At 67.6% G+C, this 15,726-nt stretch carries 17 protein-coding genes; 7 read left to right on the forward strand and 10 right to left on the reverse strand.

Annotated features, from left to right (window positions below; genetic code table 11):
- The first annotated feature begins 159 nt into the window (after positions 1-159).
- A complete protein-coding gene (locus KY572_RS10910) occupies positions 160-927 on the forward strand; it encodes a hypothetical protein (RefSeq protein WP_224242490.1) in 768 nt (255 codons plus the stop codon).
- An 80-nt stretch (positions 928-1,007) separates the two neighbouring features.
- Positions 1,008-1,745 carry an alpha/beta hydrolase gene (locus KY572_RS10915; RefSeq protein WP_224242491.1) on the forward strand — a complete coding sequence of 246 codons (738 nt, stop codon included), beginning with the start codon at positions 1,008-1,010 and terminating at the stop codon, positions 1,743-1,745.
- Between the two features lie 33 nt (positions 1,746-1,778).
- Here KY572_RS10915 and KY572_RS10920 read toward each other — a convergent pair whose 3' ends face one another.
- Entirely contained in the window at positions 1,779-2,306 is a 528-nt protein-coding gene (locus KY572_RS10920; protein WP_224242492.1) for a DinB family protein, read from the reverse strand.
- Between the two features lie 191 nt (positions 2,307-2,497).
- Between KY572_RS10920 and KY572_RS10925 the strand changes: the two genes are divergently transcribed.
- Positions 2,498-3,013 (forward strand): hypothetical protein, encoded by a 516-nt coding sequence (locus KY572_RS10925; RefSeq protein ID WP_224242493.1) that lies wholly within the window; start codon positions 2,498-2,500, stop codon positions 3,011-3,013.
- A gap of 82 nt (positions 3,014-3,095) precedes the next feature.
- On the opposite strand, the gene KY572_RS10930 is transcribed toward KY572_RS10925, so the two are convergent.
- The 4 genes from KY572_RS10930 to KY572_RS10945 all read right to left on the reverse strand — a co-directional run bounded on the left by KY572_RS10930 (position 3,096) and on the right by KY572_RS10945 (position 6,361).
- Positions 3,096-4,046: an aminoglycoside phosphotransferase family protein gene (locus tag KY572_RS10930; RefSeq protein WP_224242494.1), complete on the reverse strand. Its 951-nt coding sequence runs from the start codon at positions 4,044-4,046 to the stop codon at positions 3,096-3,098.
- Positions 4,047-4,184: 138 nt separating this feature from the next.
- Positions 4,185-4,880: an AAA family ATPase gene (locus KY572_RS48100; RefSeq protein WP_407659929.1), complete on the reverse strand. Its 696-nt coding sequence runs from the start codon at positions 4,878-4,880 to the stop codon at positions 4,185-4,187.
- Positions 4,881-4,952: 72 nt separating this feature from the next.
- A complete protein-coding gene (locus tag KY572_RS10940; protein WP_317987836.1) occupies positions 4,953-5,309 on the reverse strand; it encodes an HORMA-1 domain-containing protein in 357 nt (118 codons plus the stop codon).
- Between the two features lie 767 nt (positions 5,310-6,076).
- Entirely contained in the window at positions 6,077-6,361 is a 285-nt protein-coding gene (locus KY572_RS10945) for a YciI family protein (RefSeq protein WP_224242496.1), read from the reverse strand.
- A 165-nt stretch (positions 6,362-6,526) separates the two neighbouring features.
- On the opposite strand from KY572_RS10945, the gene KY572_RS10950 reads away from it, so the two are divergent.
- Together KY572_RS10950 and KY572_RS10955 are read left to right on the forward strand one after the other, a co-directional pair.
- Positions 6,527-7,162, forward strand: coding sequence for a hypothetical protein (locus KY572_RS10950; protein ID WP_224242497.1), 636 nt, complete (start codon positions 6,527-6,529; stop codon positions 7,160-7,162).
- 295 nt (positions 7,163-7,457) lie between these two features.
- Positions 7,458-7,802, forward strand: coding sequence for a hypothetical protein (locus tag KY572_RS10955; RefSeq protein WP_224242498.1), 345 nt, complete (start codon positions 7,458-7,460; stop codon positions 7,800-7,802).
- Between the two features lie 254 nt (positions 7,803-8,056).
- Here the strand turns inward: KY572_RS10955 and KY572_RS10960 are convergent, their stop codons facing one another.
- Positions 8,057-8,512 (reverse strand): carboxymuconolactone decarboxylase family protein, encoded by a 456-nt coding sequence (locus KY572_RS10960; protein ID WP_224242499.1) that lies wholly within the window; start codon positions 8,510-8,512, stop codon positions 8,057-8,059.
- A gap of 152 nt (positions 8,513-8,664) precedes the next feature.
- On the opposite strand from KY572_RS10960, the gene KY572_RS10965 reads away from it, so the two are divergent.
- Entirely contained in the window at positions 8,665-9,573 is a 909-nt protein-coding gene (locus KY572_RS10965) for a sigma-70 family RNA polymerase sigma factor (protein ID WP_224242500.1), read from the forward strand.
- Positions 9,574-9,771: 198 nt separating this feature from the next.
- On the forward strand, positions 9,772-10,254 hold the full coding sequence (locus KY572_RS10970; protein WP_224242501.1) for a VOC family protein: 483 nt from the start codon (positions 9,772-9,774) through the stop codon (positions 10,252-10,254).
- 88 nt (positions 10,255-10,342) lie between these two features.
- Here the strand turns inward: KY572_RS10970 and KY572_RS10975 are convergent, their stop codons facing one another.
- From KY572_RS10975 to eutB, 4 genes are all read right to left on the reverse strand, one after another.
- Positions 10,343-11,233: a hypothetical protein gene (locus KY572_RS10975; RefSeq protein ID WP_224242502.1), complete on the reverse strand. Its 891-nt coding sequence runs from the start codon at positions 11,231-11,233 to the stop codon at positions 10,343-10,345.
- Between the two features lie 174 nt (positions 11,234-11,407).
- Positions 11,408-11,824, reverse strand: a complete 417-nt coding sequence (locus KY572_RS10980; protein ID WP_224242503.1) for a cupin domain-containing protein — start codon at positions 11,822-11,824, stop codon at positions 11,408-11,410.
- Between the two features lie 355 nt (positions 11,825-12,179).
- Positions 12,180-12,905: a tetratricopeptide repeat protein gene (locus tag KY572_RS10985; protein ID WP_224242504.1), complete on the reverse strand. Its 726-nt coding sequence runs from the start codon at positions 12,903-12,905 to the stop codon at positions 12,180-12,182.
- Between the two features lie 77 nt (positions 12,906-12,982).
- On the reverse strand, positions 12,983-15,388 hold the full coding sequence (gene eutB, locus KY572_RS10990; protein ID WP_224242505.1) for an ethanolamine ammonia-lyase subunit EutB: 2,406 nt from the start codon (positions 15,386-15,388) through the stop codon (positions 12,983-12,985).
- Positions 15,389-15,726 lie beyond the last annotated feature (338 nt).

Here is a 15,726-nt window from a genome sequence, read left to right on the forward strand (position 1 = left end):
GAGTGGGGCAGGGGAGGATCGGCCACAAGGGGACTGGCGATCCGGTCGTCTGGAGGGCGTGTGGCCGATTCGGGCCTCGGCGCTCCTTCTTCCGTGTCGGGGCTGAGAGGCCGAGGGCCACAGCCCCCCGATGACGTGTCAACCCACGAGGAGAAGACGATGCGCAAGACGACCCTGTTCCTGTTTTCCGTTCCCCTCATCTGGGGCTGCTCGGCGGGGCCGCTGGGGGTGGACCTGAGTGCCCGCGTCGGCGCCCGTCCCTCGGGGGCGGGGGTGCCGCTCGAGCAGCGGCTGGAGGTGGGCAACGGCATCACCGTGGAGCGGGTGCGGGTGCTGGTGCGCAAGCTGGAGCTCGAGCGCGAGGGCGACGACGACGACAGCTCGCTGGACGACGACAGTGGCGGCACGCCCTCCACGGATGATGGCAGCAAGCTCGAGCTGGAGGCGGGGCCCTTCCTGGTGGACCTGTCGGGCGCGGCGCTCGAGGGCGGCCAGGTGGTGAAGTTCACCCAGCTCCGGGTGGAGTCGGGCTTCTACGACGAGATTGAGTTCAAGGTGGCGAAGATCTCGGCCAACGAGGTGGGGGGCAGCGCGGAGCTGGCCGAGATGCAGCAGAAGCAGGCCTCGGTCATCATCGACGGGAAGATCGACGGCCAGCCCTTCCAGTTCGTGTCGGGGCTCGAGGTGGAGCAGGAGCGGGAGATCCGCTTCGAGGTGAGCGGGGACAACGAGAACGTCACCCTCAGCCTCGATCCGCGTGCCTGGTTCACCGGGGAGAACGGCAGCCGGCTGGACCCGCGCCGGAGCGAGGCCCGCTCGGCCCTCGAGGGCAACATCAAGCGCTCCATCGACGCGTTCGACGATGAGGACCACGATGGTGGCGAGGACCATGACGACGACGACCGGGACGACGACGACAAGCGGTAGGGGCGGCGGCGTCCGCTGCGCGGGCTGCAACCGCTCCACGGGGCTTCGCCAGAGGCCTGTGAGGCTGGCACAATCTCCTCATGGCCCCTGACTATCGCTTCTCCGTGGACGGGCGCATCCCCGTGCTGAAGGTCCACCACGAGCCCCGTCCAGGTCCTGCCGTCATCGTCCTGCACGGGCTCAAGTCGAACGCGGACGTCCAGCGCTACGAGCTGGACATGCTCGCCGACGCGGGGTTGACGGCGGTGGGCGTGGACGCCCCGCATCACGGCGCGCGGTGGGACGGGTGGGTGGACCGGATGGGGGACTGGGGGCCCTCGGCGTACCACGAGAACCTGCTGCGCCTCATCCTCGAGTCCGCGCCGGATGTGTCCCGCGTCATCGATCACCTGATGTACGAGGGCCACGGGCCCATCGCAGTGGCCGGTGTCTCGCTGGGCGCGTACACGGCCTTGACGGTGGCGACGTGGGACTCGCGGGTGCGTGCCACGGTCTCCATCCTGGGCTCGCCGGACTGGACGCCCCGCGATGCACCCATGACGCATGAAATCTACCAGCTCATGCGGCACGCGCCGGTGCACCGCCCCGCGGACTGCGCGCGCAACCCGCTGCTGATGATGAACGCGGGGAGGGACCACCTGGTGCCGCCCCACTGGTCCCGGGACTTCGCGCGCAGAGCCTGGGACAACCATCCCTGGCTGGGGCGGCACGTGGAGTACGTCGAGTACCCCGAGTCGGACCACTTCGTCCGCTCGGAGGACTGGTCGGACATGTGGGGACGCGCGCGGGGCTTCCTGCGCTGGCACCTCTCCGCCTGAGCGCCACGCCGCGAGCGCCCGGGACGGGGTACGTCAGGCGGGCCGAGACGGGGCGGGCTGAGCCCCCGACTGACGCATATAGATGAACAGATCGAGCGGCGGCGGCGCGACGGCCGTCTGTGACAGCAGGCCATGCGTCTGGCCACGGTGGTGTGTCTGGTGATTGAAGAGGTGGGCCAGGATCCAGGCCACCGGCACTTCCTGCGGCACGCCGGTCGTCGACTTGTAGGAGAGGACTGAGTCCAGGGCCTCCTGGCCGAGGCGGTCCATGAAGCGGATGAGCCGCTGGTCCTCGGCCGCCCGCGCGGCCCGAAGCTCCGCGAAGTCTTCGTACAGAATCTGATCCAGCTTGTTCAGGCCGGAGTCCGGGCCTTCGAGGCGGCCCATCCAGATGCGGTCGGCCACGAGCAGATGGTTCAGCGTACCGTGGATGGACCCGAAGAAGGCCTGCCGTGGCGCGCGGTAGTCGGCGTCGGTGAGCTCGGCGCAGGCGGCATAGAGGCGCTCGTTGGCCCACTGGTTGTACCGGGCGAGGGTCTGGCAGTAGGGCGGCGTGAACACTGCGTCCTCCTGAGTGGCTGCACGCAACCGGCGAAGTAGCGGGCCGTGGACCCGCCATTTCAGCACAACGTCCCAGGCTGGAGCGGCTCCAGGCCTCCGGCCTAGGGGTTTCCCCTCATATACAGGCTGGCCCGACTCAACTAGCAGGCGCTGGTTCACTCATGGAGTGTGAGCGTTCACCCGGAGTCATCATGAAGAGCCTCGGTCTTTCCGTCGTGCTGTTGTCCCTCTTCCTGGCTGGGAGCGCCTCGGCGCAGACCGAGGAAGGGCCTTTCGCCTCCCGACAGCACCTCGAGAGTTTCTGGGCCACGAACAGCGCTGGCAGCCCCGGGGCCATCCACGTGTTCCTCAACCAGCACCGGGTGTACAGCCACCCGGGCTTCGGTCCGGCCCTCGGCAAGTCGTACTTTCGCTGCGCGGACGGGTTGATCCGCAAGAACTGCAACTCGATCTCAGGCCCCTTCCTCTCGATCAGCGACGCGGTGGCCTACGTGGACAGCGTCTACGGAGGGCACTCTCACTTCTGGATGTTGCTGGATGGCGCGAGCTTCCTCGGCGTGCCCTTCAGCCCCGTGGCGGGCACATTCAAGTTCATGACGTGCTACGGCGGGCCGTACAACGGCTACACCCTCACCTACGTGGTGCTGGCGGAGGGCAACGCGTGGAACTGGCCGCTCACCGGCATCTCCTGCCTGCCGCCTCCGTGAAGCCAGGCCCTGCCTGTCCGAACGTTCGGCATCAGCTCCACGGCTTCTGACGGGCTCTACTCGAAGCCGAACCGAGGCACCGTCAGAGGAGCCCTCCTGCCAGCGGCGCGGTGCGCCACTTCTCGAGGGCGGGGGCGAGCCCGTCGGCGAGGAGTGGGAGCTGGGGCACCAGGGCACTGCACGCGACGAACTGGAGGGTGCGTGCGGCATCCATCACGCGCTGCACCTCCGGGTGGAGGGTGGGGCGCCCCAGCCGCTTCGCCGCGGCGTCGTAGGCCGCCGTCGCTTCTGGACCGATCATCGCCAGGTCCCACTCGACGGGGCCCAGGGTGACGTCCTCGAAGTCCGAGAAGCGGATGCCCGTCACGGTGCGGATGACGTTGTGCGACGGCGCGTCGCCCTGGATGGGCTGGATCGTCGCGGTGGGGAAGCGAGCGGAGAACGCCTCACGGCTCTCGAGCACCGGGGCGAGGAGCTTCCACTCGGCGTGGGCGCGCTCCAGGTCGGAGGGGGCGAGCAGACCGGGGTGGGCGTCGAGGTACGCGAGGCAGGCGGGCACCGTGCCCGAGAAGGGCGCCAGGAAGGCCAGGTCGCCGGGGTAGGGGGCGAGGGCCGCGTGCAGCTCGGCGCTGAGGGCGATGTCGCTCGGAGCATAGGGCGAATGATCGGGAGCGACGTCAGCCAGCTGCCAGAAGGTCATGGAGAAGCCGTCGCGGCGCACGGGGGCGCGTGGCACCTGGGAGGAAGGCGGGACGACCGGGACTCCGCGTGCGTCCAGCCAGGCGACGACCTCGAGCTCGCGGCGCTGCCGCACTTCCTGCGCGGTGGGGGAGATGCCGGGAGGCTGCACCACGGGCACGCGGGCCACCACGGGAGCGGGGGCGAGGTGGACGACGACGGAGAACACGTCATGCAGCACGCGCGGCTCGCGGACGTCGAGGCCCAGCTCACGGGCGGTATTGACGGCCGCGCTGGTGGCCGCACGGGTGCGGGCCGCAAGAGCGTCCGGACCAAGGAGAGGAGGGGTGGACATCGCTCCATCTTGCCGGATGGGACCAGGTGCCGCCCGCCCTTCAAGGCGTGACGCCGTTATCAATCCCCCGCTTTCGTTCGACTGTTTCCATTCGTCGTGGTGTCCTGGTACGGCATGCCGTCGAGGTAGACCCGCGTGTCAGTGCCCTTGAGGTACTCGGGAAGGTCGGACGGTCCAGCTCAGGGCCCGCGAGTACGGCGTAGACCAGGAGGGCAACCAGCGGGTTGGTTTCAAGTCCTCCGAGCTGGCGGTACCTGCATAAGCCGTCGATGGTGAATCCCTGAACCACCGGTGGCGGCAAGTGCCGGTCCTGCTCAGTCTCTTGACGGACGGCTCGAGAGTCTGTCCGAAGAAGTTCTTGTGCCCTGGAGGGAGGCGCCTGCGCTGAGGGAGCGTCCTGGCCAGGGAGGCACCCTGTGCGCGAACAGGTAGCCAACTGGTATGACAAGCAGACCAGTTCGGGAGTTGCTCGAAGATGGCCCGGCGCTCGGTGGCGCCCGGGCGGGAGAACTCGAGCACGAGCGCGGCGCGGCGTCGGACTGCGGGATCCAGTGCACCAATCCGGTTGGTGATCATCACGCCCCCAAGCCGATGCTCCTCTCGCTGCAGGAGGTCGAGCTGCTTGATGAGCACGTTGAGACCGGCCCGATCCTCATGGTGCGCCTGGAGTTCCGCGCGACTGAGCGCGAGATCGTCGGCCTCGGTAATGACGAGGAGCCCGTAGTCCTTGCGAACCTTCGCCTTCGCCTGAGAGAAGGCGTCGGTGATACGAGCCGAGAGCTCGCCCACCATGCCAGTCCCACGGATGTCGGACGGCGTCTCAAGCACCACCACCTTCGCTCCCAGCTCTTTCGCTAAGGGCGTGGCGACTGAGGTGCACCGATTCCGACAGATTCAACGGAGCCATTACCAATCCCCCACACGATTGCGAATGACGCCGTACCCGTCGCACGAATAGGCGCGGTCCCGCGTCTTCTCTCCCTTCAGGTATGCGGCGGAAGAGGTCCAATTCCGCGCCTTGATCTCCGCCTCGATCTCGTCCGGCAACGGACGCTTGAACGACACGACAACCGAGGCCTCGGTGCCATCCGGGAACGCATAGAGCTGCACTCCCCCCGACCGGCCCGCCTCCTGGAGCGAGCCTCCCCGCTGCCTCTCAGTGACCTTCCTCCAGGATCTCGGGGCCCGCGTAGGCGCTCGCGGCGTAGACATGCTTGCGCGCCAGCAATGCCGTGTCGACGAGCCTCCTGGCGACCGAGCCATCCGTCGAGACCGCGAGACGCGAGGGAGTACCCCGGCCAGCAAGAGGCCCAGGGCTCGATCGCCGCGCCGCACTACCGCGGCTTGTCCGAGGTGGGGCGACGGGTGCGCGCGAGCACGGGCCAGTAGCACGCACCCTTCCACTCATAGGTTCGGTTCTCGCAGGGAGGATCGGAGTTGGCCAGGCCCCAGCAACCGCCGTTGATCTCGACTTCGCCGCGACGTCGACAGGGAGGATGGAGCTGGCCCGGGAGCGGCTCCTCAGGCACCTCCAGCGAGATGGCGCCTGGTGCACCGGGAGAATCATGAGGCGACACCCGCACAGTCACCGAGGCATCCGCCAGCGATGCGGGCTCGTCGGTCCACGGCACTTCTTCCCCTGTCGCTTCAACCGGAGTGACCACCGGCGTCCTCGAGTGAGGGCCATGACCCATCCACCAGATGCCCCCCACGGTCATCAGCACCAATGCCAGTGCGTAGAGCCCTCTCCACCAGGCCCATACATCCACCTCGGACTTGCCGCGCACAGGCACAGGCACAGGCAAGCGGGTGCTCATGGCAGGTGCTGGCGCCGACTCCGCCAGCGGAACATCGGCCTCGGGCTCCACGCGCCAGGGGCCTACCAGGCTCCCGGAGCGCAGTGAGTCAGGGGTCGGTGCATCCGTCATCGCGGGCCTCGGCGTGCAGAGGGCGGTGGTTTCCGCCTCCACCCAGCCTACCCGAGGAGTATGCACGCGCCAGTCCGCTCCCACAGGTAAGGCCCCATGCAGCTACGCGCCCTGGGGGCGGGCCGGCCTGACGACGGTCGGGCCCATGGGCGCGAGCTCGTAGCGCCCGATCACCTGAGCCGGATCGCCATCGAGCAGGCGGCGGAGCGCGTCCAGGGACTCCGCCTCGAAGACGCCCAGGCCGAAGACACCCGCCGGGTCGGGCACCGGGCCCGCCACCACGAGCGTGCCGGCGGCGAGCTGGCTCTGGAGGAACTCGCCATGCGCCCGCATCGTGGCCTGCTCGTCGGGGGTCATGGTCATCGCGAAGTCGGGACGACCGAGCATGAACACCGGTGACGGGGTTGCCCGTGGTGTCTTCCGCGAGAAAGTTGTGTCTCGAGCGGAAGACAGGAGCTCTCTGCATAGCTGGCGCGCACTGTGTCTCCCTTATTCGCGAGGAAAGTCCCTTGCGAACGTGAGGCGCTTCAGCGCCAGCCCTGGGAGAACTGGATGTTCAAGAACAAGTTGAGGACTGTTTCGCTCGTGCTGTTTGCTCTCGTGACGGCGTGCGGGGTCGACATGGGGCCCGCCGTCGAGGCCGAGGAGGTTGGAACCGTCCAGAGTCCGTTGATCTGTGGCCTCGTCTGTCCGCCCGGCTCCGTCCCGAGCTACTACACCTGTAACGACTACTGCGGTTCGTGCTTCGGGGGATGGAACGCGGTGCAGTGCGTACCCGCGGGGCCGCCGCAGGCTTCCATCAGCGCGAGCCCCGAGACGGTCTCGGTAGCGGCCGGGGCCGCGGGGACCAGCCGGATCTGCTGGTCCACCGCCTATCTCACCGCCCCCGTGTGGATCCGGGTGCGCATGAATGGAGGGGCAGGCCAGCTGTTCACGAAGGAGAGCAACAATGGCTCGGCCTGCGCGGACGCCGGATGGATCGTGGCGGGCAATAGCTACGCCTTCAGTGTTCACACCTCCGACTCGGACAGCGCCCCGGTGCTCGCCAGCACCACCGTGACTGGCGTGCTCGCGTCCGGCGGTGGGGGTGGCGGCCTCTACTGCGAGAGGCCCGATGCCTCCTGTCGGTCGGGCTACGACTGCCACTGTGGAGATGTGTGTCGCAGGGTGGGAAGCATCTGCCCGTAGTCGCTACGGCCTGAGGATTTCCTGGGCGCGTAGGCCCCCTGACGAACTTCGAGCGCTCGACGGCCTCCACCAGAAGGGTCGTCGAGCCAGTACAACAAGCGACGGCAGGCTCTGTCCTGAGGATGGGGGGAGCGCCTTCCAGGGCCGGGCAGTGCGCTCCTATACCCCCGGACGGTGCTGACCCTGTTCGTGGCGGTGCTAGATTCCCCAGTGAATCTTCGCATTCCAGGCGAGCGGGAAGATCCTGGCGTATGTCCTTGGCGTCTACGACAACAGATCCTCGTGGTCCGCGAATGTGCAGCACGACAGCCAGGTCCCCTTCCTGAGCACGCCCTGGCAGACCAACGAGCACATCACGGTGTCACCGTACTCCCAGACGTTCAGGACGCACACCTGGACGGGATTGCAGTTCTTCAGGATTCACATCCCCCAGTCCAAGTTCCTGCACACGGTCACCAGGCTGAACGAGTACTGCGCCCAGCATCCCACCGAGGCCAACTGCGGCAGGTACTTCAGTACCAGCCCGCAGTCCTACAAGGTGATGAGCTTCGGCGTCCTGCACGAGGTCTTCCGAGGGCCCAACAACCAGGTGTCCTCGGGAGTCCACTTCACCGAGGCCGGCCTCTACTACGCCAGATAGAGGTGCAACGCCCCGCGGGCGTGAGCCCCGTCCCGCTCCGGGCACCGCCGCCGTGACACTTTTTCCCGGAAGGAGAAGCCCTGGATGACCCGCCGTTACGGAGACGCCCTCGCCTTCACCGTTTTCGCGGCAGCCTGCATGGAGGCGGCGTAAGCGTTCGGGGGTTGTGGAGGGCCTCAAGTCCAAGGTATCTCCGATCGGTCCGGGAGCGGGCACTTTCCTCCCCGCAGACCGATCAGGTCGCATCATTGCCGTCAGGGCTTTGCCTTCACCGGAAGGCGGAACGGCGCACCGAGCCGGTTGAAGGCGTTCATCGCCGCGATTGTAATGGTGAGATCGACCAGGTCCTTGGGCTCGAACGCCGCCGCGGCTGCGGCATAAGCCTCGTCCGACGCATGAGTTTCGCTAACCAGCGTGACCTCCTCGGCCCACGCCAGTGCCGCGCGATATTGGTCGGGAAACAGATGCGGCACTTCCGCCCACACCGGTACGAGTGTCACCTTATCGGCGGCCATCGTCTTGAGCAGGTCGCGGGTATGCATGTCGATACAGTGCGCGCAGCCATTGATCTGCGAGACGCGCAGGAAGACAAGGTGGATCAGCTCCTCGGGTAGATCAGTTTCATGGGTGATGTAGTGGTGGATGCCGAACAGCGCCTTCGCGCCAGCTGGCGCCACTTCAAGCCAGTTCAAACGTGCAGTCGCGGTCATGATGATTTCCTCGATAGACGCCGACCATCGGCGCTATCGTGCATGACGAGGCACCGGGTTCGGGTGTGACATCGGTAGGAAGTTTCCGGCCGACCTCGATGATGTCACAGCGGGACAGCCTGCCTCGTCACCCGCATGGACGGCACCAACAGATGAAGAACGCGCAGGTGGTACAGGACCAGAGAACCGCTGATTTCGAGGGCGAACGCCGGCGCCTCGTGAGGCTCGGCTACAGGATGCTTGGTTCGATCAGCGAGGCGGAGGACGTCGTGCAGGACGCCTGGTTGCGCTTCGCGACCGTCACAGGCGGCATCGATACGCCAGCGGCCTATCTCACGCGTGTCGTCACGCGCCTCTGCCTCGACCGGATGAAGTCCGCACGCGCGCGCCGCGAAACATATGTCGGTCCCTGGTTGCCGGAGCCGCTGATCGGTGCGGTCGAGCCCGACGAGACGATCGCCGACAACATCACGATCACCCTGATGCTGGCGATGGAACGTCTCTCGCCGCTTGAGCGCGCAGCCTTCCTGCTCCACGACGTATTCGACGTGGCGCTCGGCGATGTCGCGGCGGCGCTAGGTCGCGAACCTGCCGCCGTGCGCCAGCTCGCCTCGCGTGCTCGCAAACATGTCCAGGACGCACGTCCTCGGTACACCATCGAAGCTGCCGAAGGCGACCGGATCGCGCGCGCCTTCTTCGCGGCAGCGCGCGATGGCGATACCGCTGCGCTGTCGGCGCTGCTGGCGCAGGACGTTGAGATTCATACCGATGGCGGTGGCAGAGTGCTGGCCTTCCGCAATGTTATTCGCGGGATCGAGCGCGCGTTGCGACTGTTTGCCGGCGTCAGGCGCAAGGCCGCGCAGCCACCGACATTGCTACGTACCGCGACAATCGATGGTCTCCCTGGGTATGTCAGTATCGATCGTGGGAGCGTGCTGCAGACGACCGCGCTTGATATTCGCGATGGTAGGATCGTCGCGATCTACATCGTCAGGAATCCAGACAAGCTGACGCGGATCGAGGAGTTCACATCGTCGCAAAGGACACGTCCGATGAGTTGACAGGGCGCCCCCTAGCGCAGTTGTCCGCGATCGCTTCTACGCCGATGACTTCGTCGTGCTGAGCAGACCAGGCGCGGCGCAGGCCCTGGTGCAGGTACGTGGAGGGTTGGAGGGGATGATGCTGATGCTGAATGAGGAGAAACCGAGCATTCGCGACGCGCGGAAGGAACACTTCCGGTTCCTCGGGTACGAGTTTGGATGGCACCCACGCTGGAAGGGCCACCGTCCCCACCCCGGGGGCTGACCGTGCTCAAGCTCTTCAATCATATCCGCGCGCCTATATTCGGAGTTCCAATGATCGATCACTTGAGCGTCGTCGTGAGCGACTACGCGAAGAGCAAGGCCTTCTATTCGCAAGCGCTCGCACCCACCGGCCATTCGCGCGTGGTCGAGCTGCCTGCCAGGCGTGAAGGGCAGAAGGAAAGTGCGGGCTTCTGCCATGCGGACGGGTCCGATTTCTGGATCAGCCAGGGCGAAGCGGTCACACCGCCGATCCATGTTGCGTTTCGCGTCCCCTCTCGCGAAGCAGTGGACGCCTTCTACAAGGCGGCCATAGCGGCAGGCGGCAGGGACAACGGCGCGCCGGGTCCGCGGCCTCACTACCACCCCCACTACTATGGCGCCTTTGTGCTCGATCCGGACGGTCACAACATCGAGGCCGTGTGTCACGAGGCGCCGTGACCTGGCCGAAAGGCCGAGTAGCGGGTTGCTCTGTGGGGCGGCGGCAATCGAACCCGCCGCCGTTCCACCCGCCTTGGGCTGTCAGCCGCTAGTCCAGGAAGAGGTGGTTGTAGTCCGACTGCTTCATCCGGGTGGTGATGGGCCGGTAGCTCAAGCCGTTGTAGGTGCAGCTCGAGTAGAAGGTGCCTCCCAGCCCCGGCGAGCAGAACTGCGAGCACCGGCCCACGAAGCGCAGCGGGGCGCACTGCCCGGACGCGCCGCCGGAGCCCAGCGCTCCGCAGGCCCGGGTGAGGTACTCGCCCTCGTTGTTGATGGGGCGGTCGACGCCGAAGAAGAGGCTGTTCGGCGTGAAGATGTTGCCGAAGAAGCAGGCCTCGCGCACCGAGTAGACAGACAGCTCGCTGATCGTGAAGGGGATGGGACTGCCCCACGCGCTCAAGCCCAGGACGGAGATCATCACGTGCTCTCCGTACCGGTTGACGTGGGCCAGCAGGCAGGCCGTGATGACCTGCTGCTCGTTGTAGCTGGCCGGGCGGCCGCTGGACCAGTCCGGTGCCAGCCCCAGGCCACCCGCCCAGGTATAGGTCTGCCCCGTCTGGCGGTGGGTATACGAGCGGGTCTGCCCCGCAGGCACGCCGCAGCGGACGACATACGTCATCAGCATGTTCGCGAGCGCCGGATCCTGCTGGAACCACTGGACGAAGACCGAGGAGGCCAGGCCGTTGGTGGCCAGGCCATTGGCGGACAGGCCGTTGGTGGCCAGGCCATTGGCGGACAGGCCGTTGGCGGACAGGCCATTGATGGAGGTGAGCTCCAGGGTGGCGCTCTCCAGTGACGGAGCCTCGGCCGGAGGCTCCGCGGGCCCACAGCCTGAAGCGCTCACTCCCAGGCACAGCGTGGCGAGCCAGCCGACGGCCCACCGCGTCATGCCCACTCGCTGGAAGGTACGGGGCGCTTCCATCATCGGAGCCTTCTTCATGGGGTTCTCCTCTCGGGTGAGCCTGCCCATGGGGTCTGGGTATTCCGATTGATAGGTATTTCCTTGCCGGCCCGCTCTCTGCTCCCAGGATGTGTGCGTGAGGTATCGGACAGCCCGAGGGAGCTCCGTCCACTTCCCGATATCGCAAGGTCCCGTGCGTACGCCGCGCGGTCCTCAGCGCGCGTTGCCCGGCGGGTGCTGCAGGAACCAGTCGGAGATGCCCTTCATCTCGGACTCGAACTCGCCCGGGGTGAAGTTGAGGATGCCGGCGCGCTGGTCGCCGCGGTTCTCGAAGTCATGGGTGACGCCGCCTGGCACGAGCACGAAGGAGCCGGGGGTCGCGTCGATCCACTGGTTGCCGACCAGGATGCTCATCGTGCCTTCGAGGACGAAGAACACGTCGTCCTCCGGGTGCGAGTGAGCGCCCGGGCCCTTGGTGTTCGGGTCGAGCCACCACTCGGAGATGGAGTAGCGCTGCGCCGTCTCGTCTCCGTCGGACTTGAAGACGGCGCTGATCCTCCCCATGGGATATGGGCGCCCCTCTCCGGGACGCAGGACGATGGGCTGGCGTGCGGGTGTGCGGGAGCTCATGGCCGCCTCTTCTACTACAGGCGCTTCGGGCGGGCAGGCGTGACGCTGCCACCGTGTCGCCTGGCTCTCTTCCGGTTTGCCCTCGGGGGTACGGCTGCCGGCTGGGCGGAGGCCTGGGGGGCGGAGGGAGCCTCCTCGAGCGCCGCGATGAGCGTCCTCCAGAGCCAGACGTGCGCTGGAGCCCGCTGGTAGCGTTCGTGCCCTGGGCCAGGCCATGGCCTGACCAGGGAGGCCCCCTGTGCGCGAACCGGTAGCGAACTGGTATGACAAGCAGACCAGTTCGTACAAAGCGCGCCCGACACGGGGGTGGACCGGGCGCGGGGGCGGAACTGCTCAGGCCCCTGGCCAGGCCGCGCTACCGTGGCGCGGAGGTGCCCTGGAGCCCCTGGCGCAGCGAGTCCAGGAGCTGCGGTGGGTCTCCCTCGCGAAAGGCGGAGATCCCCGCCTCGAAGTCGGCGCGGGCCCCGGCGGTGTCTCCCAGCTGGGCACGCAGCGCTCCCCGGTCGCGCAACAGCTCCGGGTCCACCGTGTCCTCCTGCTCCGAGGCGAGCGCGTCGGTCAGGTCCTGGATGGCTTCCTCCAGCCGGCCCTGCCGGGCCCGGGCCTGGGCACGCTGCTGCAGCAGCCAGGGGTTGCCCGGGTCATCGAGCAGGGCCTTGCTCCAGTCGCGCTCGGCCTCGGCGTGACGGTCGAGCGCCCGCAGGGACTCGGCGCGCTTCACATAGAGGATGATGAGCCGGCGGTGCCCCAGGGACTCCACGGTGGTGAAGTCCGCCACGGCCTCCGTGTGGCGCCCCACCCGGGCGAGGGTGAGAGCCCGGTGCAGCCGCGTGGTGAGGTGCCCCGGCGCCATCTCCAGGACGCGGTCGAACCAGGGCAGGGCCTCCTCGGGAGCCCGTCCCCAGATGGCGAGCGTCAGCCCCACCTCCAGCAGCACCCGTAGCTGCGTGGGGTGCTCCTCGGCGAGCTGCCGGATGAGGGCGAGCGCCTGCTCATAGCGCCCGCCGCGCCGCAGGCGATCCACCTCCCGCAGCTGCCCGGACAGCTCCGGCAGCCACGGGGTGCGTCCCTTGTGCTCCATCCCTGGCCTCTCCTCCGTCACCGGCATCCTGTCCGGTGACGGGCTCGAGCGCCAGGAGCGTGAAGGCCGCAGCCAGGCTACCGAGGCGCCATCTGCTTGAGGATGCTCACCGTCTCGACGGCGGCGGCCTGAGGCGTCAGCGCGGTGTCCGCGATGCCGGAGACCACGCGGGTGATGTTGTGGTCCACCGAGCCCGCCTGCGCCCAGGTGTCCACGTTCGGCGCGGTGATGTAGACGGAGTAGGCGTGGTGTCCCGAGCCGGGCCGCTCGCCGATGACGTGGAGGATGGCGCGCCGCGACGTCTTGTCCGGCAGCGAGCCGAAGAGCGCCTCGCCGATCCGGTAGCCGGCCCGCACACGCCCCGCGGTGACGATGATGTGCTCGGGCGCGACCTTGTAGCCACCCGCCTCCAGCTCCGTGCGTACCCGCTCGAGGTACGGCGCCAGGTGGCCCTCATCCGTGAGTGCCCACGCGTTGAGCCCATCCGAGATGACGATCTGCACGTCATACCGGCCTCCCTGGCTGGTGCGCAGGGTGGTCAGCCTGGCGAGCGCGTCCGCCGAGAGCTGCTCGCCCGTGGGCGGATGGAGGATGTAGTCGCGGCGGTCCTTGGACTCCGTCTGCACGGCGAGGGGCAGGGCGAGGGAGGCCGCGAACGTGGCGGGCAGCTCGGCGAAGATGCTGGCCTTGGCGTCCTCGTAGAGGAAGCGGACCTCCTTGTCGAGCTGGGGGTTCAAGTCCCACGGGTTGGGGCCGTGTCCCTCGGCGATGAAGACGCCGCGCTTGTGGATCTCCGTGATGCGAGCGCGAGCCTCGGCGAGGATGTCCGCGTCCGTGCGCGCATCCCCCTTCCTGCGGCGGTACTGGAGGTAGACCCAGGTGGGGTCCCCGAAGTGCGGCCCCGGCCTGCCCTGCGCGTCGATGACGCCCAGGTCCTTGAAGAAGGCCCACATCCTGTCCTCGACCTTGTAGCCGAACTTGTTCCGGATGCGGACGTGGTCCTGGATCGCGGTGGTGAGGTAGCTCAGCATCGGATCGTTCTTCGTGGGCAGCGCCATGAGGTAGCCCGGGTTGGCGGGCATGATCTGGTCCAGGCACCAGTCGAGGTCGTCCAGGGACACCTCCATGTGCAGCGTGGAGCAGACGTCCAGGCCGATCATCAGCCCGTGCAGCTTGCCCATGACGATGTCCTCCAGGCAGCAGCGCACCAGCTGCTCCTTGGAGCGGAACACCTCCGGGCCGATGAAGCCGGCCACGTCATTGAGGTGCACCCAGGGCCTGGCCGTCTTGCCCGCCGCCACCTGGGCCGCGGCCACCTTCTGCTTGAGCACCCGCGCGAAGCCGTACTTGCGCGACTCGTGCACCACCATGTCGAAGCCGTTGCCGTGGCCGTTGGTGCCATCGGCGCCCTGGCCCGTCTCGAAGTAGAGCCCGTACTGCCCGGTGCGCCTGGCCGCGTGCGCCAGCATCTTGGGGAGCGTCACGTCGAACGTCTTGTTGGCGCCCTCGGTGCCGCCCAGGCTCTGGAACCAGAGCGCGGTGGAGCCCGGGTGGAGCTTCTCCACCTCGTCCTGGATGTCGATGTGGGCCAGCACGCAGTGGGGCATCGTCTCGGCCAGGCCGAACGTGTCCAGCGCGTCCTTGAGGGCCAGCTCCACCGCCGTCACCGAGTTCACGTCGCTGGAGACGGGGTTGGTGCCCAGCACCACGTCTCCCACGCCGTAGGCCCACCCGTCGAACACCTGCCAGAGGATGTCCTCCACGTTGTCGGTGGGGGAGTTGGGCTGGATGCGCGCGCCCAGGTAGCCCTTGGCGCCCAGGTTGCTGCCGGGCAGCGGGTTGAAGACCTTGCTGCCCACGGCGGTGAGCTCCGCGTTGCTCATCAGCTTGACGACGCAGCCGATGATGTCGCTGCTCAGCCCGCCCATGATGGCCTTGATCTCCGCCTCGCTCCGCTCGAGCAGGAAGCGCTTGAGCTCGCCCATCGTCCAGCCGGACACCTGGGAGGCCTGCGCGGCGTCCACGCCCGTCTCGATGAGCTGGAAGAGGCCATCGTCGAAGAAGGGGTGGGCGCGCAGCTCGCCGATGCGCGTGTTGGACAGCAGCAGGCGGGCGTTGGCGCGAGAAGTCTCATCGGCGGCGGCGAGCCCCGCGGTCTCGTCTCCCTCCTTGAACTCGTTGGCCGCGCCGATGAGCTGGTTCAGCCGGGACTGCTCGAAGCCGCCGTGCTTCCGCTCGAGGTATCCGAAGAGATCCTCCCCCGTCTTCACGTCGGTGATGTGGACGCCTGGAGGAGGAGGTGTCCTCGGCGGAGTCGACTCGTTCCCGCAGCCCACGGCGAGCGTCGTCGCGCCGAACAGCGCGGCGGACATGAAGGTGCGGCGGCGCATCTTCACGGGCTGCGGCGGAAGCATCGAGGCGTTCGGGAGCGAGGCCCGTGCCTGCGCTCCCCGGGCACGACGCTGCGGGTAGAACGTCTTCATTGCATCTCTCCGGAATGGGCCGAGAGGAAAGGTTGGGCGGTGCTGGGATGAGGTACGGCCACCCGCTCGGTTCGAGGGGCCCCTGGGGTTCGAGATTGTCGCGCCTCGGCTGACATGGGCGCAAACCGGGTTCCCCAGGGTCTGGGTGGGAGTGAACCCAGGTGGGACCCAGGCCTCCGTCCAGGCCGCCTGCTAGCACGGCAGGTGCTGAAGAAGGCTCCCTGACGAGGATGAGCCGCTGCCGGAGCGCCTCAACGTCAGGCTTGACCCAAAGAGCCACGATGACGGCCGGCGCCCACGGTTCAAGGGGCGCGTCGGCGAAGCGGTCGACCGCATCA

This window comes from Hyalangium gracile, from assembly GCF_020103725.1.
Lineage (GTDB): Bacteria > Myxococcota > Myxococcia > Myxococcales > Myxococcaceae > Hyalangium > Hyalangium gracile.